The sequence below is a fragment of the Streptomyces sp. NPDC096323 genome, assembly GCF_040302845.1.
In the GTDB taxonomy this organism is placed as follows: domain Bacteria; phylum Actinomycetota; class Actinomycetes; order Streptomycetales; family Streptomycetaceae; genus Streptomyces.
The window spans coordinates 1-24,649 of sequence record NZ_JBEOSI010000005.1 but is presented as its reverse complement, the minus strand read 5'-3'; the positions used below and the strand labels follow the sequence as shown (position 1 = coordinate 24,649).

The window sequence follows — 24,649 nt, the reverse complement described above, 5'->3', positions numbered from 1 at the left end:
GCGAACGAACCAGTAAAGGAAATTGAACCCATGAGCATTCGGCGCACCATGAAGTCCCGAAGGGCGGTGGCGGCTGCCTCGATGGCGGCTGTGCTGTCTCTCGTTGTCACCGGCTGCGGTGGCGATGACGGTGGAAACAAGGAGGATGCCGGCTCATCGTCATCCGCCAAGCCGTCTGGAGAGAACAAGGGCGCGGGAGAGGACACCGCTGCCGGGGACAAGGTGGACCCGAATGTGAAGCTCGCAGAAGTCAAGGGGCAAGGAGGGGTCACGCTCGTCGTTAATCAGGCGCAGCGTGACTCTGGCGGCTTTATTACGGTGCAGGGCGAGATCAGGAATGACAGCGACCAGGCGAAGAACTCCGGCGGTTGGGCAGGCTCCGAACTCCAACTCATCAACAAGAACCCCAATTCGGTCGCTGGAGCAGCGCTGATCGACAAGACTGGAAAGAAGCGCTACTACATTCTCCGGGACACTGAAGGCCGGTGCCTTTGCACTACGGGTATTGTGCCGATCCAGCCCGGGAAGTCGACGCCGGTGTTCATGCAGTTCCCGGCACCGCCTAGCAGTACTGCGGAAGTTGACTTCTTCCTGCCGACATTCGCCACCACCACGCTGAAGATCTCTGAGTGATGGTCGACATGAACACAATCCGCACACAGCGCAGGCAGGCCCGCGTTGCCGGACGCTCTGTCGTCGTGGCCATCCTTCTGGCGGGGACCACCGCGTTTGGGGCTACGACCGCCTTGGCGGACGACGGGCCGAGCCTCCCTCCGGGCACGGAGGCCTCGTCCGAGCCGCCCGTCAAGCTCGACAGCAGCGACCCGGACCTCAAAATGCCGGAAGGCGGCACCCTCGCTCCCGGCAAGGTTCTCGACATCATTCAGGTTATTGAGGACCAGGGCGGCGAGGAGCGGCGCGAGGATACGAACGCGGACATCAAGTTCGCGCTCCAGGCCGAGGTGCTCTTCGGCAAGGACAGCGCCAAACTGAGCGCCGCCGCCAACTCCCGTATCGCCGCGATCGGTGCCGAGATCAAGAAGCAGAACGCCACCAAGGTGCGCGTCTTCGGCTTCACCGACAACCTCGGCTCTTCCGCACACGGCGACGTGCTCTCCAAGCAGCGCGCCGACGCCGTGCAGAGGGTCCTGGTGACGTCCACGGGCGCGAACGTCACGTTCGAGATCCGTGGCTACGGCGAGCAGTACCCGATCGCCGACAACAGCACGGAAGAGGGCCGCAAGAAGAACCGCCGCGTGGAGGTCTCCTTCCCGCGTGGCGACTCCTCCTGAGGTACCCCGCACCACAGCAGTGATTGTAGGGTCTCAAAACTCGCTGCATAATCTCAGAGAGAATTGCACGGCGGCGGCATTCATGCCGCCGCCGTGAAACTCGCAGTTCGGAGCGTCACCTATTCAGGTGACGAGAACAGTGATCTATCCCGCCCGCGTTCGCTGCGCTGGCACCCTGGCTGCACGGGTAGTTGATGTGTGGCTGGGGGTGCGGTGAGGGAATCTGCCGCGTCTGTGAGCGTCCGTCCCGAGGGGCGCGCGGTGGTTGAAGACTGGGCCTCGGGGTGGGGTCGATCTCCCAGCGGGCGCGTACCACTCCGTCGCTGTCGGGCATGACGGCGCCGAGCAGCGGGACGCGATCGTCGGCGTACGTGGACAGGATCATCGCGGCGGAAGCGCTGGAGAGACGGGCGCGGCTTGTCCCGTCTCCTCCTACTGCCTCACCAGCCGGTCCCGGGGAGGGCCGGTTCGGCCGAGGGCCTCATCACCCGGGGCCGACGCCCGGGGCGGCCGATCATCCGGGTATCGCTCTCCTGGGATCGGCCGGAGCCATGTCCTGTGCGATCTCGCCTGCTACGCGACCGAAGAGTTCTATCGCCCGGTTGCCGCTGTCGGACCGCCACATCAGGCCGTATCCGAGGGGCTTGTCTCCCTCCACCGGGACGTAGGAGATACCGGGACGGCCCTGGTAGAGGGCAATGTGGGCCCCTGACAGCAGGGCTCCCTTGCCGCCGGCGACGAGTGTCAGAGCCTCCTGGAAGTTGGTGACGGAGGGCCCCTGCGCGATCGGCCTGCCGCTGGGTGTGCGCGTCGGCAGTTGATGCTCCAGCCAGTACTCCGGGATGTCTCCCGCGATCGTCAGCAACGGCACACGGGCCAGGTCCTCAAGCGTCACCGTGTCCCGTCCGGCCAGGGGATGCCCGGCTGCGACAGCCAGCACCCTGTCCTCGGCGAGGAGTGTGGGGCCGCGGGTCAGGTCGTCCTCGCGCACGGGGAAGTCCGTCAACTGGAGGTCGAAAGCGCCGTTTCGTAGCATTCCGTACGGATCGGAGAGCGGCACCTCGCACACCTCGACCGCGAGTTCGGGATGGGTGATGCGCAGCTTCTCGATCGTCTTCATCACCATCTCGCCGGCCAAGGGCGTGGAAAAGCCGACGTGCAGGACTCCCTCGATGCCGCGTGCCGATGCCGCGGCACGCATCAGGGCGTTCTTGATGCCGCTGTAGTGCGGTTTGAGGTCGTCACGGAGGCGGCTGCCCAGGCTGGTGAGGGCTACATGTCGGCTCGTGCGCGTGAACAGAGGCGCTCCGACACGGCGCTCCAGCTTCTGGATGAGCTGGCTTACCCGGGCGCGGGAGAGATGCAGGCGGGTGGCGGTACGGCCGAAGTGCAGCTCTTCGGCGAGCACGAGAAAGCAATCGAGCTCGTTCTGGTCCACGTGCATCTCCAGGATCGCATGGAACTCGGATCGGTAAGCGTGGCTTTCCGAACGTTGCGATCATCGCTGTTGTTCCCGTCCGGGGCGTGACGAAAGCTTGAGGCACCACCAACACCAATGACTCCGGAAGGAGTTCATCGTCATGAGTGCCTTGAGTACTTCGAGCGGGCTGAGCGCACACAAGTGGGGCATCCTGCTCGTCCTGTGCGGCGCGATCTTCCTCGAAGGCATCGATGTCGCCATGCTCAATGTGGCACTGCCGTCGATCCGCGCCGACCTCGGACTCGCCACCGGTGAGCTGCAGTGGGTCATGAGCGCCTACGTACTCGGTTACGGCGGCTTCATGCTCCTCGGCGGACGGGCGGCCGACCTGTTCGGACGCCGTCAGATGTTCGTCTTCTGGCTCACCGTCTTCCTGCTGTTCTCCGGGCTCGGCGGATTCGCCACAGAGGGATGGATGCTGATCGTCGCGCGGTTCATCACGGGCGTCGCCGCAGCTTTCATGACCCCGGCGGGCCTGTCCATCATCACCACGGGTTTCGCCGAGGGCCCGGAGCGGAACAAGGCCCTGCTCTTCTACTCGGGCACCGCCGCGGGAGGATTCACGATCGGCCTGGTCGCCGGTGGTCTCCTCACCGCCATCGGCTGGCGGTGGGTCTTCTTCGCCCCGGTCGTGCTCTCCTTCGTCATCCTCGTCGCGGCCCTCGCGTTCGTCCCCAAGTCTGCACGCCCGGACCGATCCGGTAAGCGTGTCGACGCCGCCGGCGCACTTACCGTTACCGCTGCCCTCGTGCTCATGGTGCTGGGCGTCGAGCGTGCGGCCCACGCCGGGATCACCACCAGCGCCGGAACGTTGCTGGCCGCGCTGGCATTCTTCGCGGCCTTCCTCGGCATCGAACGGCGCTCCCCCGAGCCCCTGGTCCACATGGGCATCTTCCGCAACGGCTCCCTGGTGCGGGCGAACCTTTCGGCGATGCTGTTCGCCGCCGGCTTCTTCGGCTTCCAGTTCCTGATCGTGCTGTATCTCCAGGAACTGCGTGGCTGGTCGACGCTGCAGACGAGCTTCGCGATGCTGGTCATCGGGGTCGACGCGATTCTCTCGCCGACGCTCACCCCACGGCTGGTCAACCGCTTCGGCAACGCCAAGGTGATCTTCGGAGGGCTCATGCTTGCGGTGCTCTCCTACGGGCTGTTCCTCCCGTTGGGAGCGGACTGGAGCTACGCGGCGATGTTCCCGAGCCTGATCGTCCTCGGCCTCGCGTTCTCCCTGGCGTACGGCCCGCTCACCATCGTGGCCACGGAAGGGATCGCGGAGGAGGAGCAGGGACTCGCGGGCGGCCTTCTCTACACCGCCTTCCAGTTCGGCGCCGCCCTCGGGCTCTCCGCAGTCACCGCCGTCAGCGTGGCCGCCACGCACGCGGAGACTCCTGACGCACTGCTGGACGGTTACCGGGCCGGCCTGCTCGTCCCGTTCGCGGCGGCGGTCGTCGCCGCTGTCATTAGCGCCTTCGGCCTGCGCACCCGGCGCGGCGACGAGCCGTCCGCCGCGGTGGATGCTGCCGCTGAGCGAAGCAGCGTCCCCGTCTCCCGCTGATCCTCGAAAGGACAGACTCATGACCGACACCGTCAGCGAGTTCTCCGAGATCCAGGACGCCTTCCTCGACTACATCCGCGATACCAAATACGCGACCATGGTCACTGTCGACCGTCACCGCCGTCCGCGCGCTCGTGTGCTGCTGCCCGTGTGGGAGATCGTCGACGGCGTGCCGGTCGGCTGGCTCGCCGCGTACCGGACCCCCGTCAAGAGCGCGCACCTCGCGGGCAACCCCCACACGACGTACGCGTACTGGAGTCCCCGTCAGAACGCGGTCTTCGTGGACAGCGTCTCCGCCTGGGCCGACGACGAGGAATCCAGACTTCATGCGTGGGGCCTGTACAAGCGGGGCGGCCCGCCGGGTGTGGGCTACGACCCGGTCCACTACTGGCGTGGCGGTCCCGACGATCCCGGCTACCACGTGCTGCGGATCGATCCCTGGCGCATACAACTCGTCCGCGGTTCCGATCTGCGCAGCACGCTGTGGCGGACGCAGGACCCCGGCCTCGGAGATCACCTCGTCCGCCGCCCCGAGGAACTCGTTCAAGGCGGCGTCTGTTGAATCCGCGTGAGAAGGACGGACGCCCCCGCTCCGACGGGGGTCATCCGTCCTTCTCACGCTTGCTTACCGCTCCGGCGGCCGTGGGGCCGGTGATGTCACGGCCGTGATCACGGCTGCGGCGGGTCCAGGACAGTCCGAAAGCCGCACCGGGAACAGCGCGCGAGTGACGCAGGTCAGGACGGGGGTGGGGTCGGGTTTGGCGGGGTTATTTCCCTGAGTTCTTTAAAAGCCTTTAGACGTCGTGGGCAGCCGCGTCCTCGTGCACCGGGTCGTGGCCTCGTACGTCGTGGGCATCCACGACCCGGTGGAATCGGATGCGAAACGAGGTCGAGTGCGAGTCGAGCCCGAACCGCAGTACCGGCACACGGGCCGCGAAGGGGGTTCGACACGGGAGATCAGTGACCCCGTCGAGGCCCTGATTACGTGCCCGGTACTGTCCGCTTGTTCGAAGCGAGCCCCAAGGTTATGGGGCCCTGCGAGGGAGGGGAGCAGTGAGCGGTATGGAGCCGACCGGCAACTGGGAGCTGAGCGCGGACGAGGGCGGGGTGCTCGCGGGTCGCTGGTGGAAGTGGGCGATGTCAGCCCCGGACGACGTCAGCCCGGTCCGGGACACGACGGGGGAGCACGCCGCGTGGAATCAGCCGAGCGATCTGTGGTTCCTCGCCGGTACGTACGGCGGACGCGTGGTGCGGCGTTGCGTGATCCCCACGGGCAAGCCGATCTTCTTCCCCGTGCTCAACATGCGGATCGACAGGGCGTACGCGAAGGTTCCCCCGTCCATGAAGGTGGCGGAGGCCTCGGCGTTCCTCAACGGCCTTCCGGTACCTCTGCAGGAGTTCTCGGGACTGTTCCGGACAGGGCTGAAGCGCCACTTCGCCTGGGGGATATGGGGCGGCATATCGCCCCTCGCTCCCGGGCACTACGTGCTGGAGATCAAGGGCAGGGCCGAGGGCGGCTTCTGGGTCGACACGTCGTACCACCTGGACGTGCGGGACTTCTGATCCGGCCGTACGCACGTCCCGCGTCCGGCACCGCGACGCATCGCGGTGCCGGACGCGGGCGCTGTCACAGCAGGTGGTCGGCCTTGCCGGCCTTTATGTCGCGGATCATCTGCTGGAGTGACTCGCGGCTGTCGGTGAGGTAGCGGTCCTCGGCGCCGGTGACGGCGATGTACCCGTTGCCGTCAGCGTCGGTTCCCAGCCTGAAGCAGTTGTTCCCCTCGCCGCAGTAGGCCGCTTCCCAGTTGATCTCTGACATCTCGAACGTCCTCACATTTGGGCTGAGATGGCGTGGACGAAGTCTCGTGATTCGGCGGGGCCGAGCGATGCGTGCTCCAGCCAGTCCAGATGGGCACGGTACTTGGTCAACTGGCCTTCCGCATGCATGAAGTCGGGGCCGTGGGCGGAGTCGAGCTGGACGGTATCCAGCTGGGGCACCACTCCGTGCGCGTACAGAATCGCGTGGCCGGCACCGGGGAACGCCCCGCGGCTGACCGGGATGACACGGATGTCGATGTGTTCATGCTCAGACATGTCGCAGAGGTGGCGAAGTTGCGCCTTGGTGACCTGCCGCCCACCGAACTGCATGCGCAGGGCGGCTTCGTGCACGTAACCCACGTACGGGACGGGCGTCTCGCGTTCCAGGACCTGCTGTCTCTCCATCCGGTGGGCCACGCGCAATTCGACCTCCAGTCGTGACAGCGCGGGCAACACGGCACCGAATACCGCACGGGCATAGCCGTCGGTGTGCAGGAGGCCCGGCAGGTGCACAGTCTGGGCCGTGCGCAGGCGCGTTGCGTGCCATTCCAGCTCGGCGATGTCCAGCAAGCCCGGGGGCAGTGTGCCCCGGTACTGCTCCCACCATCCGCGCTCGCGCTGTTCCGCCATCTCCACCAGTGCTTCGACGTACTTGTCGTCGGCGCAGGCGTAGTTGCAGGCGAGGGTACGTACGCGAGCCGGGGTGATGGGGCGGACCCCGACCTCCATGTTGGAGATCTTCGTTCGGTCCACGCCCAGCAAGCCTGCCGCGTACGCGGTGGTCGCCTCGGCGGCGAGGCGCATCTTGCGTAGTTCGGCGCCCAGCCGCTTCTGGCGCTCTGTCGGAGTGGAACTGCTCGGCATGAGGCCCTTCTTCCGCCGACGGTGGACACAGTCTGTCCCCGTAGGAGGGTCTAGTCCAAGACCAAGAGAGGCAATTGCCTCGAAGGCTGGGACATGAGTGCCCCCTTGCGCTACATTCAGTAACGCACCGCTCACGCAACGACAAGTAAGAAGTGCATCACGCGGTCCTGCCCGCAAGCTCCTCCCCTGGGAGGGGCGGGGCCGCGTCAGGGGGGCAGGCCACTGCTCGTCGTCCATATCGCGTGGAGCCATTCGTGCGCACCCATGAGGAAGAGAGACCCGCCAACTCGTCACCTGTAACGGGGAGTCAGCCATGCACTCATCTCCACTCACCGCACTCTGCCCGGCCACCGCCGAGGCGTATCTGCCGTCGCCGTTCTCGGAGGCGTACGCGCACTCCGTCCAACCCCGCCCACCCCAGCCCTACCTCCGTCCGAAGGGCAGCTCCGGGCGGTCCGTGCTCCGGCTCTCCCTGAGCTTCACCCTCCCCGGCGACCTCCGCAGCGCATGCATCGCGCGTACGGCGACGGCCGCCGCGCTGGAGGCGCACGGCTTGGCCGCGTACGTGTGGCCGGTGACGTACGCGGTCACCGAACTCGTCTCCGTGACCGCGAGGATGAGCCCGGGCCGGGAGCTCTACGTATCGCTGCGGCACCGCGACGACGCCATCCGCCTCCTGGTCTGGGACCAGCATCCGCACCACGCCGAACCCGCGCTGGCCGACCTCTGCGGTTCGCGGCGCCGACGGGCCCTGTGGCTGCTGGCGGCGGTGGTCGAAAACTGGGGAGGGGAGTGGGGGGTGTGTGAGGAGGAACAGCCCCGGCACGGCAGTAAGTCGTGGGCAGTTCTGCCCCGTTGACGCCCGGGGGGCCAGGTCCGGAGCGGCAGTCGAGCGTCCAGGTTATGGCCTGGCGCGAGGAGAAGGGCAGCGTCGCTACCGCCTCCAACGAGTTCTTCGGTAAAGCGCGCATGTTCCGGCGAACCCGTGCGAAGCAGGGCGAAGATTCCCAGATTCGGCCTTGCGGAGACGACGCAAGAGGGCCACTCGTGAACGTCGTTGTCGGATGATCACCCCGGTGCGTAGGGTCGCCGGTGACACGCACCGACCGCGTCTGAGGTCGGAGGCTCCGCCGCCGGGCCATGAGCGGCGGCTACGGGGAAGGAACCAGTTGAAGAGGCGTTTCGTGGCAATGGCCGCCGGAATAGCGGCCGTTGCGCTCGCACTGCTCGGGCCGGGCAGTCCACAGGCTCAGGCCGAGCAGGGTGTCCAGGCCGCGGAGGACTATGGCCTGTCGTTGGACAACTTCGTACTGCGGCCGGTACGCAACCAGGCCACCTTGGGCAGCCTCACGAGCGAGCTCAAGGCCGACATCCCAACGGTCGGAGTCAACAGGATCCTCCAGGAGGCGAACAACACGGGGACACGGGAGCGGTCCGGCTCCTGCAACCTGTCCGCGTCGGCCGGGGTCGCCATCCCGAACCTGTACAGCAGCATCTGCTTCGACCCCGACGACGCGGGAACCGCCGGCGGCACCCCCGAGTGGCGTCCCCAGGGCGTGACGAGTGTCGCCGACGCCGACGCGGATCAGGTCTGGGGCGATCCCGAACCCGACATCGGTTGGTACCCGGCCGAACACCGGCCGATGATCGTCACCTGGTACCACCTGGACGACGTCACCGATTCCCCTGACGAGAACGGGAAGAACACCGACGTCAAGGGCGCGCGGATCAGCATCATCGACAAGGACACCGGCAAGTACGCGCACGTCCTGCTGGTCTATCCGTACGACAACGTCAACCAGAACGCCAGTTACATGAGCCTGCGCGCGTCGCAGCACTACGGAAAGGGTTCCCTGCACGCCGGCGGCGTCGTGTGGTACGGGTACAAGCTGTACGTGCCCGACACGGCCCGTGGTTTCCGCGTGTTCGACCTGCGGGACATCATGGATCTCAAGGCCGCGGGCGACAAGGGCAACCTGACCGAGAAGCGCATGGTGGGCCGGCAGGACGGCGTCTACTACGGTCACGGCTACCGGTACATCCTCCCCGAGAGCACCGGCTGGACCAACTCCGCATGCGACGACTTCGACCTCCCAGGCGGCCTGCCCGGCTGTGACATGCAGGACGAGGCCAAGAAGTGCACCGCGGACGACCGCACCCCGAGGACCAGTTACGCGAGCCTGGACCGCTCCGGATCCGTACGGCACATCGTGAGCGGTGAGTGGTGCTCGGCAGCCGACGTGTCCGGTCCGAATGAGACGGGCCGGGTCATCCGCTGGCCGATGGAGACCAGCGGCGGAGTCCCGCGTACCGACGCGAACGGGATGTGGCGGGCCGACGCGGCCTACCGCATCCCCTATGTCCCCGCATGGGACCAGAACGGCACCGTCCAGGGCGCGGCCGTGATCGACGGGACCTGGTACCTGAGCCAGAGCTACGGTTCCACGAAGCTGGGCAGCCTGATCAAGGCCACCCAGCCCGGCACCAGCACCGGAACGCTGACCGCCGGCGACCGCAGCGTCGCGGCGATCGGCGTGGAAGACCTCTCGGTCTGGCCACGGGACGGAGCCGACCTCGTCTGGACCGTCAGCGAATTCCCAGGGAAACGCATGCTGTACTCCGTCACCCAGTAACGGAGCCCGCCGGCTGCCCCGCCCCGGCGGGGCAGCCTTGGCCGGGGGCTTGGGTCCTCGATCGTTCGTCGGATACGGCCTGGCCCGGGGGGTTCAGAGGCGGCCGGGCAGCCCGGGTTCACCCATTGGCCCTCACGGGGGATGACCGATGACCCCGGGGACGTCGAGGCCCGGCATATCGCGGATCCACGCCGTCGATCGTGGGTACTTCTGCCCCGTTGAGCCTCCACACTCCGACGAGGTTGTGAACGGGGCGGAGCTGAAGCGGCCACGAGGAGGAGAACGAGGTGCTGAGCGTTGTGGTCCATGCGTTGTGGGGTGTCCGGGCGGAGGATCCCGGCCGGCTCGCGGAGCGCTGGGTGGGGCTCCTGGACGGGCTGGCGAAGATCGGATCCGGCGGCTGCACGACCTGGCGTGGGGCCGAGTCGGAGGACGACCTGTCCGCGGCACCGGTGGAACGGGTCGCGTCCGGCGTGCGGGCTTACGTGGAACGCACCAACACCGAGCCCGACGCGCCCTACATCGGCTACACGTCCTTCCTCTGGTCCGGGCGACTCGAAACGGTGAAGGTGACCGTCGCGATCAACGCGGGAGGGTCCGCGAACCGGGTGTCCGACTCGTGCGTCGTGGAACTCGAGTCGACGGCCGCTCCGGGGTCCGTCGAGTTGATCAACCGGTCGGCGGACGTGCTGCACCTCCTCGCCGGATGCTGGGGGCCCGACTGGGGCGAGTCGTACAGCAGGGAGGAGTTCCGTGCGGTGAAGGCGGAGTTCGGTCTCCGTGCCGGCGCCCCGCGCGGCGGCCGGTCGGTGTACCTGTCGCCCGGCCGTGCGGCACTCGCTCCCGAGGGCCTGCCGGGGTCGTACACGCCCACCGCGACGGGTGGTCTGCTCATCGATCTCACACGGGGCGGCACGGCGCAGCCGTCCGTCGGGTCGATCATCGAGACGAACCGGCAACTGCTCGCCGCCGGAGCCCTCGAACCGCTGCCCGTGCCGTTCGACCGCGACAGGTTCTGACCCAGGGCGTCTTCACGTCCCGAACGCCTTGCCGCGCCGCCGTACTGCGGCTCCGCCTGACAACGCCCCGGACCGGAGCGGTGGTGGTGCGCGCCTGCGCGCGTACCGTGCCGCTCCGGCCCGGGGTCCCGTTCAAAGCTCCCGGGTCTCAGAACCCGGTCTCGTAGAAGGAGTCGGCCGGCAGCACGCCGTTCCCCTTCCCGCCCTTGAACGGGGCGCGCCAGTCGCCGGTGCCCGCATAGAAGTACGAGCCGGGGTTCGGGCTCGCCCCTCGCTTCAGCGCGAGCAGGTCGGGGCGGCCGTCGCCATTGCCGTCACCGATGCCGATCAGGTCGGTGTACGTGTTCCAGCCCGACCCGATCCTCGTACGCGGGGCGAACGTGCCGTTGCCCTTGCCGAGGTAGAGCCACAGGACACCGGCCTTGTCGCGTGCGACGAGGTCCCCGGCGGCTGCTCCAGCGAGGTTGCCGGCGGCGGTGAGGTCGTTGTAGATCCCCCAGCCGCCGCCGATCCTCTTCCGTGCGGAGTAGGGGGCGTTGGCGTTGCCCGTACCGCTGTAGAGCCAGAGGACGCCGGACTTGTCCGTGGCGACCAGATCGGCCCGCCCGTCGTTGGTCAGGTCGCCGCCGCCGGCGAGCCGGTCGTAGATCCCCCAGCCGCCGCCGATCCTCTTCCGGGCCCGGAGCGGCTTCGTGCCGTCGCCCGTGCCCTCATAGAGCCAGAGCACGCCGCTCCTGTCCCGGGCGATCGCGTCGCTCACGGACGTGCCCGCGATGTTGCCGACGGATTCCAGCCGGTCGTACACCTGCCAGCCGGGACCGACCTGCCAGCCGCCCTCGTGGACGAGGTTGTCGCCCGCCGCGGACGGCTGCATCCCGAAGCGCGCAAGCTGACCGCCGGCGTCACGGCTGAACACGTCGGGGGTGCCGTTGTCGTCGTAGTCGTGCGGGGCCACGGGACGCGTCACGGTGAACCGGCCGGTGGTCTTCAGTTCCGGACCGATGCCGTCGTCCGGCCGCGCGGTGATCTCCCAGGTGTACTCACCGCCCGGCGCGGGCCGGGTCGACTCGAAGCTCGTCAGCTCCTTGCCGTTCCAGTGCATGCCGACGGTCCGACGGGCCGGCGTTCCGCCTTCACTCACGAGCGGCCACTCCAGCCGCTGCCCCGTCCGCACGTGGACCAGCGTCGCCCACACGTACGCGTCGCCCCGGGACAGGTCCCAGCTCATGTCGACGCCCTTGGCGAGCTGGGCACCGGTGATCACGGCCGGGACCTTGCTGCCGAGAAGGGTCACCGCGGTCGCCTGACCGGTCGGCGCGACCATCGTGGCGACGGGCTTCCCGTTCGCGCCGAGGGCGACCCGGTAGAGGCCTTCCCCTGCCGCCGTGGTGCCGCCGCGCACCATGAGCGAGCCGTCGGGCGCGGGCGCGGAGGACGAGGCGTGGGTGAGGAGCTGGACCGTTTCGCCGGTCTCGGCCGACTCCGCGACGAAGGGTCGCGGGGGCTTGGGGTTCACGCCGCCGTACGGCCCTTCGCTGTACTCGAGGGAGCGCGGCTGGCCCAGGGTCACCCAGTCTCCGAGCAGCCGGAAGTCGTCGCCGTAGAACCCCTCCGCCTTGAGCTGCTTGCGCTCGGCCGTGCCGCGACGGGCGACGACGATCGCCCGGGCCGCAACGTTGGCCTCCTGCCACGCCACATGGGTGTCGGAGACGGCCGACTCGGTCATGCGCCAAGGATCGCCTCCCTGGAGGTGCTCGGAGACGATGGTGGCGGTGGCGAGATCGACGACCACCTTGCCGCGGACCTCGTTGTACCCGAGACCGCAGTCGAACAGGACGGTCTGCGCGGTGTGGGCCGTCGCGTTGAGGTCACACATCCCGGACGGCATGCCGGGCACCGCGCGATCGGTCAGGGTCCCGCCCCGAACGGTGACGAGATGAGGACGAGGCAGAAAGTCCTCCACTTCGCTCTCGGTCTGCACCATGACGATCAGGGTCGAGCCGACCACCCCGCTGTACCAGGAGTCCTCACCGAAGGTGGCGAGGTCCACCTCCACGGGCTCCGCCGAGGGCGTGGCCATGTCGTGGAACTTCAGGAACCGGCTGTCGCCGATGTCCGCCGCGTCGCCCGTCACCACGATGTCCGAGGCCCCGCCGGTCACCGAGGCGGCGGACAGCACGGTGGACGTGCCGTCCGCGTAGCGCGTCCAGCGGTACTCGGGGGTGGTGGCGTTGGTCCGCGACAGGAAGCCGGTGGTCCCGGCGCTGACGATCTCCGCGTTCAGCGGGAACCGTACGGCCGTCTCCTGCCCAGTCGCGTCGCCGGCGCTCACCGGCAGGGCGGCCGCGGTGGCTTGGGTGCCCGTCGCGGCGGTGGCCGGACCGGCGGCGAGCGTCCCCCCGGTGGCCGCGAGAACGGCGGTGACGGCGAGGGCCGTCAGACGTCGACCGGGTCTGTGCGTGTGCCCTTGGGCACGTGTGTGCTTCAAATGTGCTCCTCCCCTAGAGCGCAGGACATTAGCCGGTGGGGCCGGCCGGATCCGCGCTGGGGTGGACCTTGATCGCGGGCGTACGCGGGGGTGTTGGGGCGCGCGGCGACGGCCACGTTTTTCCCTCGGCCTGCCTGCACTCCTCAGGTCCAGGGGAGCGTGCGCCAGGGGCTGGCCGGGTCACTGGTCAGGGCGCGGTGGGTCGCGAGGGCGGTCTGGTACCACTCGCCGAACTCCTCTTCGTCGAAGTGGAGGCAGCGGCCGAGAACGTAGGCGGCCGAGAAGTCCTCCCACGAACGGTAGTTGAGCTGCACGAGACGGCCGGCGCGGACCACGGCCGCCTCCGCCTCCTGCAGGGAGCACAGGCGGGCGGCGAGGCCCCAGCGGGCCATCCCGGAAGCGCGGCCGTAGTCCCAGCCCTCGACGCTTTGGACGAAGCCCCCGTCGGGCAGCACGCCGTCGGCGCGGAACCGCGCCTCGTAGCGGGCGATGCGGCCGATCAGCCTCTGCACGCCGGTCACTTGACCCTCCAGCTCCGCGGCGGTGACGGTGCGGCCCAGGGTGACGCCGTCCGCGGTCAGGCGGGGTTCGGCGGCGGCCTCGGCGCGCCGGCGCACCACCTTCACCGCGGCCTCCCGCCAGTGGTCGACGTCGATGGGGCCCGCGAAGTCCAGGGCCATGGAGCGGCGCAGTTGCAGGACGAACTCCCAGACGCTGCTGACCATCCCGGCGCTCAGCAGCTCCTCCTGCATGTCCTGCCAGTCCTCGCGGGTGGTGACGCCCCACCAGCGTTCCAGCGTGCGCTTCTCGATGCGGTAGCCGCTGCCGTGGTAGGCCATCGAGTTCCAGTAGTGGCCGTTGCGTACGTTGATGTGCGCGCCGGCCGCGAGGCCGAAGGCGACGAGGCCGCTGAGTGGCCCGCCCGTCTCCAGGGTGTGGACGGCGCCCCGGGCCAGCCCCGGCCGTTCGACCGGGGCGGAGTGGCGCTGCCACAGGGCGCGGCCCTCCGGCCCGGCCGGCAGGATGCCCTCACAAGGGCTGCCGGGATTGACGACGAGGTAGGGCGGGTCGTTCTGGCTCCAGGCCTCCGCGAACCAGCCCAGGTCGTAGCAGTTGTAGACCGGGTCGGCGACGGGCGGCGGCAGCATGCCGCCGGTGTAGACGGCCAGGCACATGGTCCGGGTCTGCGGGTTCCAGTAGGGGTGGAAGCGGGTGCTGCCCGGGTTCGCGTCGACGTACGCCCGCGACTGCATCATGTACAGGTCGGCCCGGGCGACGAGGTCGTAGTACGCGGGCCAGTCGCCGCGCGCCTTCGCCTCGTACAGCCCCCGCTCGACCGCGCTCGGCGCCTGCCAGCCCTGCGACGGGGCCGTCGGACCGGGCAGGGCTCCTCCGTCGTGACCTGTTGTCAAACCCATGGGCAAACCTTAAGGGGCGGCCGGCACGGTCGGCGTGCCGGACCCTTCGGGCGGGGCCGACCTGAGCGAGTGCGCCGAGGCCGCCCTCGAAGGCGTCGGCGGCGTCGGCACACTCGGAGGCGTCCAGGCGCAGGGCCTCCCGATCCGCACCACGACCTACGCGTGGACGCCGGCCGGGAAGTTGAGATCGATGTGGGCGCTTTTGGCGTGCTCCTGGGGCCCGGAAAGCGCCTACATCGATCTCAACTTCGGCTCACCCGGAGCTCGTGGAGTGCCCCGGTGATGTCCGTGAGGACCCTTTGTGGGTGGCGGTAGATGTCCGTGGCCGTGAAGCGGAGGATGCGGCGGATCTCCGGGCAGCTCTGGAGCTCGTTGAAGCGGCGGACGTCCTCGGCGTGGGCGTCGCGGGTGCCGTGGAAGGCGTAGCCCTCGACCTCGACGACCAGGCCCTCGGCGCGGAAGAAGAAGTCCGGGCGGAGGTGCCGGCCGGTCGGGGTGCGCAGGGCCGCTTGCGTCTCGGGGTGGAGTCCGGCGTCGTGGAGCAGGAGGCGGGCGACCGTTTCGGCGGGGGATCCGGAGGCGGGGTCGAGGAGCGGGAGCAGCGTACGGGCGCGGGCGGCGCCGTGGCGGGGGCTCGCGAGTTCGGCGTGGAGCTCGGCGAGGCGAATGAGCGGAGGGCGGCGCGCGCCGCGCACCCGGCGGGCGGACAGGGCGGAGTCCGCGACCACCACCGCCTCGGCGCGCGGGAGTTGTCGCATCAGGTCGCCGACCGTGCGGGCCGCCGACGTGACGTGGAGGGAGCGCCGTACGGTGCGGTCGGCGGGGGTGAGGGAGAGCTGGTGGAAGCGGATGCCGAGGCGGCCCCGGTACGCGCCCGGGCGCGGGTGGGTGAACTCCACCACCTCGTCGCCCGGGGCGCGAAGGAGCTCGAGACGGTGAAGGGCCGCCGCGGTGCGGTGGCTGCACACGAGGTGCGGCTGGAGGGTCTGTACGGCCCAGGCGCGGGTGAACCAGTCGACCCGGCGCCCCGGGGCGGCCCAGGCACCCGGGGTGATCAGCTGCCAGTTTCCTCGCCTCAGCCCGTACGCCAACCGCCTCCGGTTCCAGCCCGCTTCGACGGCGCGGGCGGTGAAGAGGACACCTCCGGGCGCGAGGAGCGCCAGTCCTTGTGCGTGCTTGTCCGGGCGGGGGCGGGGGCGGGGCGAGTGTGCCTTTGTGACGCCTGCCGTGTTCATGGGGCCACGATTCCGCAAGGCGCCGGGAAGCGTGTCGGCCTGTGGATAACTGCGTCGCCGCCGCGATGACGTGGTCCGCCTCCTGGTCGTGGACGAACCAGCATCCCCGCCACGTCGACCGGGCGGGCCGTCCCCGCCACGTGATACCGCGGTTCACCCCAGCGGAGGATCGCCGGCGGCCGGCCCGGCGGCCATACGTCCGGGCACGTCGTAGGGCGGGGACGGAAGGTTCCGGACGGCGTCCGACCGGCTGACGATCTTTCGAAGTTCGCGGGCGGTTCGGGGGGATACAGCCTGCATCACGATGTCGAGGAGAGCGCGGGCTTCGAAAGGGTCGCCGCAGCAGTACCAGTGCACGTTGCCCCACTCGTGGTCCTGCCACAGAGCACGTTCGGGCTGGTGGACGTAGTCCTTCCACAGGCCCACAGCCGTGCTGGCGTCGCCCGGCCGCAGATGGTTCCGGGTGCGTTCGAGTGCGAGGATCTCGGACACCGCACGGGAAGACAGGCCGTCAATCACTGGCCGTGCACCCGGTGTCCGGTGTCTGCCGGCGGCGCCGGCGCGGATCCGTCCTGGCCGCCTACGCGGCATGGACCATTCGGCTCGTGGTCATGCGGTAATGGTGCCACGATCTCGAACGGCGTCTCGAATGGATTCGCTCGATGGATTCGGCTCGCGCGAAGGACACCAAGACAGCGAAGGCGCTCATCCAGGCGGTTGTCGACGCCCAGATGGGCAAGTACAAGGGCTACGAGAACCACCCCGGGGCTCGATCGAGGAATGCTGATGACCTCAGACGCGCAACCAGACCTGCAGCCGGACGCCCAACCAGACCTGCGGCCGGACGCCCAACCAGACGTGCAACGGGACGCGCAGCCAGACGTGCGACTGGTGAAGGATCTCGTCGCCGAGATCGCCGCCTTCGAGGACCTCTACGAAACGCATGTGTTCAACCAGGACGGGGTGCTGCCCCACGTCTTCTTCTGGGACGTCACCCAGGAGACCGTGCGGTCGTACCTCGGTCGCGACGCGGACGCGCCGGACTGGCGGCGCACCCTGCGGTTCCTGGAGGGACAGAGCGCGCGGAACGTCCCCGGGATCGACGAGGTCGTGGTGACGTCGTTCCTGGAGTACCTGCCGTTCCCCGGGCAGCCGGGGCACGAGATCGTCGGCGAGCTGGGGCCCGTCCTGGCGGCGAGGTTCGCGCAGGTCCGCCCTGCCGGATGACGCAGCGGGCCGCCCTCCCCGTCGGGGAGAGCGGCCCGTCCTGCCCGTCCGTACGGTTACAGCAGGTTGTAGGCCTGGAAGCCGCGGCCGATCTGGACCGGGCTCTTGAACACGGCTGAGGCACTGCCCGTGCCCGAGTACCGGAACAGGTCGCCGTTCAGCTTGCGCGCGACCAGGTCCGTCCTTCCGTCCGCGTCGAGGTCGCCGACCGACAGGAGGCGGTCGTACACGTTCCAGCCGCCGCCGATCTTCGTACGCGCGGCGAAGGGGGCCTTGTAGTTACCGGTGCCCTTGTAGAGCCACAGGACGCCGGACTTGTCCTGGGCGACGATGTCGGCCTTTCCGTCACCGGTCAGATCCGCCTGACCGGCAAGCTGGTTGTACTGGCCCCAGCCGCCACCGATCCGCGTGCGCGCGGTGACCGTGCCGTCCGGGTAGCCGAGGTAGCCCCAGAGGACGCCGGACTTGTCCAGGCCGATGAGGTCGGCCTCGGGGGCCCCGCCGAGGCTGCCGGGGGAGAGGACCGTGGTGTAGATGTTCCAGCCCTTGCCCACCTGCTCGCTGTACACATCGAAGTCGTCGCTCCAGGTGTAGTACAGCCGCCCGTCCTTGCGGAGGTTCCAGGTTCCGTCGCTGTAACCGTCCTTGTCGTTGTCGACATCGATGGCGTCTGCCGCGAACTCGTAGGTGACGCCCACGTCGTACTGGGGCTCGAAGCCGCCCTTGCGGTCGGCGAAGTACAGGTACAACTCTGAGGTCCGCTTGTGCACCGCGGTCATGGGGAACGTGGGTGTCTCCACGGCCTCGGCGGCGGCGCGCAGACCCGGGTTCGTGGCGCGCTGGGCGGCACGCTCGGCCTCGGCCGACGTGCGTGCCCGGTCGGCGCCGACGGGGTCGCCCGAGGCGAAGGACGTACCGGCCGTGGCGGCCAGGGCGACCGTGGCGGCGACGGTGGCGAGAGCGCCGCGAACCGTACGGCGGCGTCGAATGTTGATCACGAAAGTCCCCCCTGGAACTGATCAGCCTGCTCACTCGACAGCGCATGGTGCGTGCTGTCGTTGATCGAAAGACTCTCACGAGGGTCTGACAATGCCCGACCGGTGCAGGTGCCGGTGTCTGCGCTCAGTTCCCGCCGGGGGCGAAGGAGATCATCTCGGCGTGCGGCTGTGCGTCGTCCCCGTTGACCATGGTCGGGGTGATGATGATCCGGTCCTTCGCATAGGCCAGATTTCCCGCGAACACGTCATACTCCGCCCTCTTCGCCGCGACGGGGTGGCGCAGGACCTCCTTCTCCGTGTCGGCGCTGCCCGGGCCGATCCGGAGGATCCGACCAGGCTTTCTGGTGGTGGCGGCTTCGTACACGAGGGCCGCCTTGCCGGTCACCATGTGCAGCGGGTGCAGGGCGGGGCCGTTCTCGGACTTCACGCCCCAGACGAGCCTTCCGGTGCCGAGGTCATAGGCGCCCACCCGGTCGGTGCCGCCCAGTGCGACGAGGCCGTTGCCGACGAGGGCGCCCCGACAGTTCTGGATGCCCTGGCCCGCATCCCCGGAGTCGGCGCAGTGCTTGAATCCCTTCGGCCTGGCGTCGATGGTCCGGCGCAGCTTCCCGCCGGGGCCCAGGGAGACGACGCGCCAGTCCTCCGTGCGCCGTTCCGCGTGAAGGGTGGTGAAAACCACCGGCTCCACGGAGAGCACTTTGCCCACCTCCCAGCCGGGCTGGGTGCGGTACCGCCAGAGCGTCCTGCCGGTGAGCGGATCGACCCCCCGGAGCGTGCTGTACGGGGTCTTCGACCCGATCGCGCAGCCGTAACTCACCACGAGCCGGCGGCCGCCCGCGACATCGTCCGGGTAGCACCCTCCGGCCTTCTCCTTGGGGATGTCGTAGAGCTTGGCCCCGTCACTGATCCGGTAGGCCGCGGCCCGCATGCTCTGGACGATCGCGAGGGTGCCGCCGCTGATCGCGCTGTGCACGATGATCGTGCCATCCATCGAGCCGGTCTCGGTCAACTCCTTGTGCCAGCCGGCCTTTCCGGTGCGCAGGTCGATCTCCTGGAGCTGATTGCACCGGCTCTTGGCCCGGTTGTGGTGCAGCAGGACGACCTTGCCGTCGGGGGTGGGGTTGACCGGCGTCTCGCAGACCGTGCTGGGCAGTTTCAGGCTCCACGCCTCGGAGCCGTCGGAGAGGCGGCGGGCGGTCACCTTCTTGTGCACCGCCTGGACGACGGTGTCGCCGACGATCCACAGGTCGTTGGCCAGGATGTTGCCCCGGGGCAGATCGGTCGGGTCGTCGACGACCCAGGCCGTCGCATCCCCGGGCTTGCGCGCCGCGTTGATCTCGGCCGACGTCGGGAATCGGTCGGGCGTGGGGGTGGAGGAGGCCGGTGGACTGCTCGAAGCCTCCGTTGCGGAGGGCTCGGGTGTGCCGGCCACCACTGGCGCTGCCGACTCGTGTTCGCCGTCGCCGCCGGTCAGGGCGTACACGCCGCCGCCGGCCATGAGCAGGACGACGGCGACGATGACGGCCACGGGCCCCCGGCCGAACCGCCTGCGCCGGGGCGGTCCGGGCGGACCCTGCCCCTGATGGGCGTACGGACCGGGCGGCGGACCGGGCGGCCCCTGCCCCTGATGGGCGTACGGATTGTGCGGCACCGGCTGCTGCTGTGGCCGCGGTGTGTACCAGGGCCCTGGTGTGTGTGTCATCGGCGTCCCCCTCGTCGTACGGACGGCTCGGCCCGGTCGTCATGTCCCGGCCCAAGTCCGTTCCGGCGACAGCGTAATGAGGGCCGGGCCGAGGAGTGTGCGCATTGCTCACATTGGCAGGGCGCCCGGCGTTCCGGCGTTCCGGCGTTCCGGCAGGGCGCGGACCGGCTGCGGTTCGCCCTGCGGGCGGCGGGGATGTTGTCGGGTGAACGAAGAACACGGATCGCCGGGAGGGGCCGTCGGTAACCGACTGATTACACCGAGCGGGAGAACGGCCGGCCGGACGTCGACGTGATCGGCTACGGCACTCTCTGTGGGCGCACCTACCCGAACCGCTCCAAGGGCGTCCGCACGCCCGCCCGGAAGTCGGACAGGGCGGCACCGATATCCAGGGCCGAGCCGTAGAAGAGCACCGACCGGTCACCCGCCACCAGGATGCTTCCGCCACCCCGCACTTGGTGCACGACCGCCACCGCGTCGTCCTCGGGCAGCAGCACATGGCCGAGAGCGGCGTCCGGCGATATGCGGCGGTACAGCGCCTCGCCGAACTCGATCAGCTGGTGCTGCTCCGGCGTGGGCGCAGTGGTACCCCCAGCCGTTCCTGTGCGCGCGTCACTCATCCCGCCACCCCCTCCTCACCGAGCTCCGCCGTCAGGTCCGCGTCGCGCATCCCGGGCAGTGCGTACCCCTCGGCCTCGTCCCACGGGATGTCGAGATCCTCCACGTGCACGCGCCACTCCGCATCCGTCAGGGCCCGGCGCAACTCGGTCACGGAATCCAGCACATGAACGATCACGGGCAGCAGGCGGTCCGGCTCCGACGGCATCCTGGTGGACCCGTCGACGATGTCCTCCGGCTCCGAGACGGACCCTTCGTACAGATACAGACTTTCCTCGTCGTCGTACGGGAACGACGCCATGTGCGCGGCGACGATGCGCTCGACGGACGCGGACTCGGCCTCGGTCAGCGGTGTCGCGCGCTGCGCGCGGTAGTAGAGGGAGACGCTCATGACGCGAGCGTACGACCAGGGTGTGACACTGATGCCGACACCGAGGTCCGGTCGGCAGTCGCCGGTCGCCGGTCCCACGCACGGCCGCCTCCCGGTCCCGTACCCCGCCTCCGCCACGAACCGGGTGTATCAGCTCTGAACGGGAGCAGTAGAGGATTGGCGCAGCTTGGCGTCGCCACGGCCGTTCCAACGGGCGGCGCCCGACCCTGCCGGCCCTCCTCCCTCTCCGGAGTCGCATCCGTGTCCCGTAAGTTCAGCCCTACCGCCGCCGGGGCGCCGGCCCACCCGGACGGCTGCCCCGGGAAGCCGCGGCACTGGCCCGTCGCGCTCCGGCGCACGCCCGTCTCGCTGTGGAACGACGACCTCTCGGACTGGGCGGCGGCCCTCACGTACTACGCGATACTCGCGCTGCTCCCCGCTCTCCTGGTGACGGTGTCCGTCATCGGGCTGACCGACCCGGGTGCGACGAAGGCGCTGATCGCCGACATCACCGCCTTCGCCCCGGCGGAGTCCGGCGCCGCACTGCGTCAGCCCCTGGAGGCGGCCACCGAGCAGCGCACCGCAGTCCGGCTGCTGGTCGCGACCGGGAGCGTCAGCGCGATCTGGTCCGCGTCCAGCTATCTGGCCGTGTTCCGGCGGGCCCTGCACGCGATGCACGGGGTGCCCGACACCCGGCCCGCCCTGCGCAGCGCACCCATCATCGCCGCCTGGGCGATCGGGCTGCTGCTGCTCCTGATGACCAGCGCGTTCGCCCTCGTGCTCTCCGGACCGCTGGCCCGCTGGCTCGGGAACCGGATGGGGCTCGCGCATCTGGGGGACGCGGTGTGGGCGGTGCTGAAGTGGCCCGTGCTGCTCTGTCTGGTCGCCTGCCTGATCATGGTCCTCTTCCGGACCGGACCGGCATCCGCACGCGGCACGCGGCAAGGGCTGCCGGGCGGCGTACTGGCGGCGCTGCTGTCGCTGGTGGCCTCGGCGGGATTCACGTTGTACGCCACGTACATCGGGTCCTACAGCCGGCTCTACGGCTCACTGGCCGGGCTGGTGGTGTTCCTGATCTGGGTGTGGTTCACCAACCTGGCGCTGCTGGCCGGCGCCCAGTTCAACGTCGAGCTGAACCGGGCGCGGCACAGCGCCCAAGAAAGGCCCTAGTCTCCGGTGGTGCCGTCGACGGTCTCCCGGATGATGTCGATGTGGCCGTTGTGCCGGGCCGTCTCCTCGATGAGGTGCAGCAGGATCCAGCGCAGATCGTGGTGCCGGCCGTCCCCGCGCGGCTTCTTGGCGTGGGTGTCCAGGTCATGCGCCGCGACGAGCTCCCGGTAACGCGCGCTCTGCTCCTCGTACTCCGACAGCACATCGGCGAGCGGCATGTCGACGGCGATGCGCATCTCGCGGTCGGGGTCCTCGTCCGTCCACGGGCCCTCGTCCTCCCCGCCGAGGAACACGACCTCGAACCAGTAGTACTCGACCCACCGGAGATGGTTGACGATACCGGCGAGGGTCATCAGGGGAGAACCCGGCAGCGGGGCCTTGACGGCGTTCTCCTGCGAGAGTCCCTCGCACTTGGCCAACGCGGTGGCGCGGGTGTAGTCGAGGAAGGTGGTCAGCTGGGTGCGCTCGTCCCAGGCGGGAGGCGAATCGGTGCGTGTCATCGGCGTACACGATGGCCGGTCGTCGGCACCCTGTCCACTGCTTAACGGCGGAGCCCCCGCTTGAACGGCGGAGCTTCCCGCGGCATTGGGGTCCGCTGTGGGCCCGTGGGCCCACGCACCGGGCGGTGGCGCTCATTACGCTCGTGGTGACCAACCGTGAGCGCCTCGCGACACCGCCCGACCGGCGGCGGGACGGGTGCGCCCGCATGCGCGGGGATCTCCACGCTCTACCTGACCAGCAGGGCGGCTACCCTCCTCCGGCACGTGCCGGGGTGCGTCCGGGGTGCCCGGATTCTCTTCATGAGGTGACGTGTCGATGAGTGACGGATTCTTCTACTCGTACCACCTGGGCTGGAACCGCCCCGACGCCGAAGCGCTGCTCGGCGACCTGGAGGCGGCGGGCGTGCGGCCGGACCACCCGGTCACCCGGCGCATCACACTGACCGGACCGGGCCCCCGGACCACCGTCACGCAGTCCCGGGTGACGAGGGACCAACTCGTGCTGCTGGCAGGTCTGCAGCGGCTGGACCAGGTCGATTTCCTGCTCTGGCTGAGCAGCGGCGCGGAGATCCCCACCCGCGTCCAGCGAACGCAGGACGGCACGGTGGCGCTGCAGTTCGCCCTCGGAGGCCTGCGACCGGACGAGCGGGAAACGGTCGTACGCGCGGTGCGGGAGGCGATCGGGAGGGCGTCGTTGCTGTGCGTGGGCTTCGTCGTCGACCGGGAGGGCGCGTCGGCGGCCACCGACTGGAGGGGGTTCATCGTGCAGGGGACGGTGTACTTCGACCACTGGCCGGACACGCTCGCGGTGCGACCGGAAGTGGCGGCCGTGCAGCCGCAGTTGAGCGGGGTGGGCTCGTTCCGGCAGTCGCCCTGGGTGGTGTACGGAAGCGAGGTGCCGAACCGGTAGGGGCAGCGGTCGAGGGGCAGGCCCCTCGGCCTGTCCGGCGGATCAGGGGTCGGACAGGCCCTAGCCGACGACCCCCGCCGTGGCGAGTGCGGCAACCATGCCGGTGGCCACCAGGACGCCCCCGACGTAGCCGGTGGCGGTGGCGCCGCCGTCACGCCAGTAGTACGGCGCGGACCGCGGCGCGTCGGCGTCGTCGTCCATCAGCCGGTCCACGGCCAGGCCCACCGCCGCCCCGGTCGCCAGGGTGACGACGGGCAGCAGGACCGCCTCCATGTCGGGGAGCTGCCACAGCACCGCGTACCCGTAGCCCAGCGCGGCCAGCGGCACGCCGAGGGCGGCCGACAGATACAGCGGCCGGGACGCGCGCTGCTCCGCGGGCAGGACCCGGGCGGCGGCCAGCACGGTCAGCACGGTGGTGAGCACGGCGGGCACGTGCTGGAGCGCCAGCCGCCACGTGAAGGCGTCCAGCCGTTCGTCTGTGGCCAGCAGGTCGACGATCCCCCGGGAGACCACATATGCGGCGATGACGTGGACAACGGCCCCGACGGCCCAGCACCGGGCGAGCGCCAACAGCGCACCGGTCCCGCCGCCTCTCCCCGGACGACCGGCCCCGTGCCCCGCGCTTCCCTCTCCCCAGCCGCTGCCACCGTTCACGGGTTCTCCCTCTCCGACGTCCGCTCACCAGCCGGTATCCGGCTCGGTGGGAGCGTACGGCGGTCCGACCGGGGTGACCTGGGTCTATGGCCCCAAAGTTGGGCCCACACAGGCGGTGGGGGACGGTGCCGGCCGTCGGGTGATGTGATGAGGGAGCTCGGTGTCGCACCACCGATACGACGCCGCCGCATCAGCGAAGGGCCGACGGCCGTTGACCGGACTCCGATACGGGTGCCGGGTGAAGTGGATCCTTTCGTTGCCTTCTGGCTGCCGTACGTGCGCGAGCAGTTCGCCGATGCCGCCTTCCGGTGGACCGCGCAGGTGGACGAGGTGGATCGGATCGTGCCGTGGGCGATGGAGCGGGCACTGCGTTTCGTCGCGCGTCGCTGTGCGGTGGAGCAGGCGATGTGGATGCTTCGCTGGACCGTGGACCGTGGACGTGCCGGAAGGCGTGGCGCGTTGCGGCGGATCGCCGCCGATCCGGCGGTCGCTGCGGGTGTGCGGGGCCTGGCCGCGGACGGGTTGCCCGGATCCTGAGGGCCGGTCTCGGTGACGTTTGTCGGCTGCGGGGGAGTTGGGGCCTGGGGCCCATGACGGTGGGCCCGGGGCGCCCGTAGGGTCGAAAGCATGTCATCCATGGGGGAGTTGCGTCGTCGGTGCCGTCGGTGGGCGCGGGGTTCCGTGCCGCGTACGGGTGTGCG

25 protein-coding genes are annotated in these 24,649 nt (G+C 69.5%); 12 read left to right on the top strand and 13 right to left on the bottom strand.

Annotated features, from left to right (window positions below; all coding sequences use genetic code 11):
* The first annotated feature begins 30 nt into the window (after positions 1–30).
* Together ABTX18_RS14850 and ABTX18_RS14845 are read left to right on the top strand one after the other, a co-directional pair.
* The gene (locus ABTX18_RS14850) at positions 31–633 is read left to right on the top strand and encodes a hypothetical protein (protein ID WP_352123127.1); all 603 of its coding nucleotides are present in this window, start codon (positions 31–33) and stop codon (positions 631–633) included.
* Between the two features lie 8 nt (positions 634–641).
* The gene (locus ABTX18_RS14845) at positions 642–1,292 is read left to right on the top strand and encodes an OmpA family protein (protein WP_352123126.1); all 651 of its coding nucleotides are present in this window, start codon (positions 642–644) and stop codon (positions 1,290–1,292) included.
* Positions 1,293–1,806: 514 nt separating this feature from the next.
* On the opposite strand, the gene ABTX18_RS14840 is transcribed toward ABTX18_RS14845, so the two are convergent.
* On the bottom strand, positions 1,807–2,730 hold the full coding sequence (locus tag ABTX18_RS14840; RefSeq protein ID WP_503061152.1) for a LysR family transcriptional regulator: 924 nt from the start codon (positions 2,728–2,730) through the stop codon (positions 1,807–1,809).
* A gap of 142 nt (positions 2,731–2,872) precedes the next feature.
* On the opposite strand from ABTX18_RS14840, the gene ABTX18_RS14835 reads away from it, so the two are divergent.
* The 3 genes from ABTX18_RS14835 (at position 2,873) to ABTX18_RS14825 (ending at position 5,887) form a co-directional block, all read left to right on the top strand.
* On the top strand, positions 2,873–4,324 hold the full coding sequence (locus ABTX18_RS14835) for an MFS transporter (RefSeq protein ID WP_352123124.1): 1,452 nt from the start codon (positions 2,873–2,875) through the stop codon (positions 4,322–4,324).
* 19 nt (positions 4,325–4,343) lie between these two features.
* Positions 4,344–4,886, top strand: a complete 543-nt coding sequence (locus ABTX18_RS14830) for a pyridoxamine 5'-phosphate oxidase family protein (RefSeq protein ID WP_352123123.1) — start codon at positions 4,344–4,346, stop codon at positions 4,884–4,886.
* Positions 4,887–5,386: 500 nt separating this feature from the next.
* On the top strand, positions 5,387–5,887 hold the full coding sequence (locus tag ABTX18_RS14825; RefSeq protein ID WP_352123584.1) for a hypothetical protein: 501 nt from the start codon (positions 5,387–5,389) through the stop codon (positions 5,885–5,887).
* A gap of 64 nt (positions 5,888–5,951) precedes the next feature.
* On the opposite strand, the gene ABTX18_RS14820 is transcribed toward ABTX18_RS14825, so the two are convergent.
* Positions 5,952–6,143, bottom strand: coding sequence for a hypothetical protein (locus ABTX18_RS14820; RefSeq protein WP_352123122.1), 192 nt, complete (start codon positions 6,141–6,143; stop codon positions 5,952–5,954).
* Positions 6,144–6,154: 11 nt separating this feature from the next.
* On the bottom strand, positions 6,155–7,006 hold the full coding sequence (locus ABTX18_RS14815; RefSeq protein ID WP_352123121.1) for a DUF5753 domain-containing protein: 852 nt from the start codon (positions 7,004–7,006) through the stop codon (positions 6,155–6,157).
* Positions 7,007–7,319: 313 nt separating this feature from the next.
* Here ABTX18_RS14815 and ABTX18_RS14810 point away from each other — a divergent pair, with 313 nt between their 5' ends.
* The 3 genes from ABTX18_RS14810 to ABTX18_RS14800 all read left to right on the top strand — a co-directional run bounded on the left by ABTX18_RS14810 (position 7,320) and on the right by ABTX18_RS14800 (position 10,658).
* Complete coding sequence (locus ABTX18_RS14810) at positions 7,320–7,865, top strand: ATP-binding protein (protein WP_352123120.1); 546 nt, start codon at positions 7,320–7,322, stop codon at positions 7,863–7,865.
* A gap of 331 nt (positions 7,866–8,196) precedes the next feature.
* Positions 8,197–9,639, top strand: coding sequence for a hypothetical protein (locus ABTX18_RS14805; RefSeq protein ID WP_352123119.1), 1,443 nt, complete (start codon positions 8,197–8,199; stop codon positions 9,637–9,639).
* 287 nt (positions 9,640–9,926) lie between these two features.
* Positions 9,927–10,658 carry an Imm52 family immunity protein gene (locus ABTX18_RS14800; protein WP_352123118.1) on the top strand — a complete coding sequence of 244 codons (732 nt, stop codon included), beginning with the start codon at positions 9,927–9,929 and terminating at the stop codon, positions 10,656–10,658.
* Between the two features lie 148 nt (positions 10,659–10,806).
* On the opposite strand, the gene ABTX18_RS14795 is transcribed toward ABTX18_RS14800, so the two are convergent.
* The 4 genes from ABTX18_RS14795 to ABTX18_RS14780 form a co-directional block, all read right to left on the bottom strand.
* Complete coding sequence (locus ABTX18_RS14795) at positions 10,807–13,146, bottom strand: FG-GAP-like repeat-containing protein (RefSeq protein WP_352123117.1); 2,340 nt, start codon at positions 13,144–13,146, stop codon at positions 10,807–10,809.
* A gap of 143 nt (positions 13,147–13,289) precedes the next feature.
* Positions 13,290–14,564 (bottom strand): DUF1266 domain-containing protein, encoded by a 1,275-nt coding sequence (locus ABTX18_RS14790; RefSeq protein ID WP_352123116.1) that lies wholly within the window; start codon positions 14,562–14,564, stop codon positions 13,290–13,292.
* Between the two features lie 242 nt (positions 14,565–14,806).
* On the bottom strand, positions 14,807–15,799 hold the full coding sequence (locus ABTX18_RS14785) for a hypothetical protein (protein ID WP_352123115.1): 993 nt from the start codon (positions 15,797–15,799) through the stop codon (positions 14,807–14,809).
* A 153-nt stretch (positions 15,800–15,952) separates the two neighbouring features.
* On the bottom strand, positions 15,953–16,291 hold the full coding sequence (locus ABTX18_RS14780) for a hypothetical protein (protein WP_352123114.1): 339 nt from the start codon (positions 16,289–16,291) through the stop codon (positions 15,953–15,955).
* 294 nt (positions 16,292–16,585) lie between these two features.
* On the opposite strand from ABTX18_RS14780, the gene ABTX18_RS14775 reads away from it, so the two are divergent.
* Positions 16,586–17,026, top strand: a complete 441-nt coding sequence (locus tag ABTX18_RS14775; RefSeq protein WP_352123113.1) for a hypothetical protein — start codon at positions 16,586–16,588, stop codon at positions 17,024–17,026.
* Between the two features lie 56 nt (positions 17,027–17,082).
* On the opposite strand, the gene ABTX18_RS14770 is transcribed toward ABTX18_RS14775, so the two are convergent.
* The 4 genes from ABTX18_RS14770 to ABTX18_RS14755 all read right to left on the bottom strand — a co-directional run bounded on the left by ABTX18_RS14770 (position 17,083) and on the right by ABTX18_RS14755 (position 20,735).
* Positions 17,083–18,024: an FG-GAP repeat domain-containing protein gene (locus tag ABTX18_RS14770; protein ID WP_352123112.1), complete on the bottom strand. Its 942-nt coding sequence runs from the start codon at positions 18,022–18,024 to the stop codon at positions 17,083–17,085.
* Between the two features lie 124 nt (positions 18,025–18,148).
* On the bottom strand, positions 18,149–19,726 hold the full coding sequence (locus ABTX18_RS14765) for an outer membrane protein assembly factor BamB family protein (RefSeq protein ID WP_352123111.1): 1,578 nt from the start codon (positions 19,724–19,726) through the stop codon (positions 18,149–18,151).
* A gap of 323 nt (positions 19,727–20,049) precedes the next feature.
* On the bottom strand, positions 20,050–20,346 hold the full coding sequence (locus ABTX18_RS14760; protein ID WP_352123110.1) for a hypothetical protein: 297 nt from the start codon (positions 20,344–20,346) through the stop codon (positions 20,050–20,052).
* Entirely contained in the window at positions 20,343–20,735 is a 393-nt protein-coding gene (locus tag ABTX18_RS14755) for a hypothetical protein (protein ID WP_352123109.1), read from the bottom strand. The genes ABTX18_RS14760 and ABTX18_RS14755 overlap by 4 nt, the downstream gene beginning before the upstream one ends.
* A 240-nt stretch (positions 20,736–20,975) precedes the next feature.
* Here ABTX18_RS14755 and ABTX18_RS14750 point away from each other — a divergent pair, with 240 nt between their 5' ends.
* Complete coding sequence (locus ABTX18_RS14750; RefSeq protein WP_352123108.1) at positions 20,976–21,884, top strand: YihY/virulence factor BrkB family protein; 909 nt, start codon at positions 20,976–20,978, stop codon at positions 21,882–21,884.
* Here the strand turns inward: ABTX18_RS14750 and ABTX18_RS14745 are convergent.
* A complete protein-coding gene (locus ABTX18_RS14745) occupies positions 21,881–22,384 on the bottom strand; it encodes a DinB family protein (protein ID WP_352123107.1) in 504 nt (167 codons plus the stop codon). The two genes, ABTX18_RS14750 and ABTX18_RS14745, sit on opposite strands and share 4 nt — an antisense overlap.
* Before the next feature lie 316 nt (positions 22,385–22,700).
* On the opposite strand from ABTX18_RS14745, the gene ABTX18_RS14740 reads away from it, so the two are divergent.
* Entirely contained in the window at positions 22,701–23,294 is a 594-nt protein-coding gene (locus ABTX18_RS14740) for a hypothetical protein (protein ID WP_352123106.1), read from the top strand.
* 60 nt (positions 23,295–23,354) lie between these two features.
* On the opposite strand, the gene ABTX18_RS14735 is transcribed toward ABTX18_RS14740, so the two are convergent.
* Positions 23,355–23,948 (bottom strand): hypothetical protein, encoded by a 594-nt coding sequence (locus ABTX18_RS14735; RefSeq protein ID WP_352123105.1) that lies wholly within the window; start codon positions 23,946–23,948, stop codon positions 23,355–23,357.
* 243 nt (positions 23,949–24,191) lie between these two features.
* Here ABTX18_RS14735 and ABTX18_RS14730 point away from each other — a divergent pair, with 243 nt between their 5' ends.
* Complete coding sequence (locus ABTX18_RS14730) at positions 24,192–24,485, top strand: hypothetical protein (RefSeq protein ID WP_352123104.1); 294 nt, start codon at positions 24,192–24,194, stop codon at positions 24,483–24,485.
* Positions 24,486–24,649 lie beyond the last annotated feature (164 nt).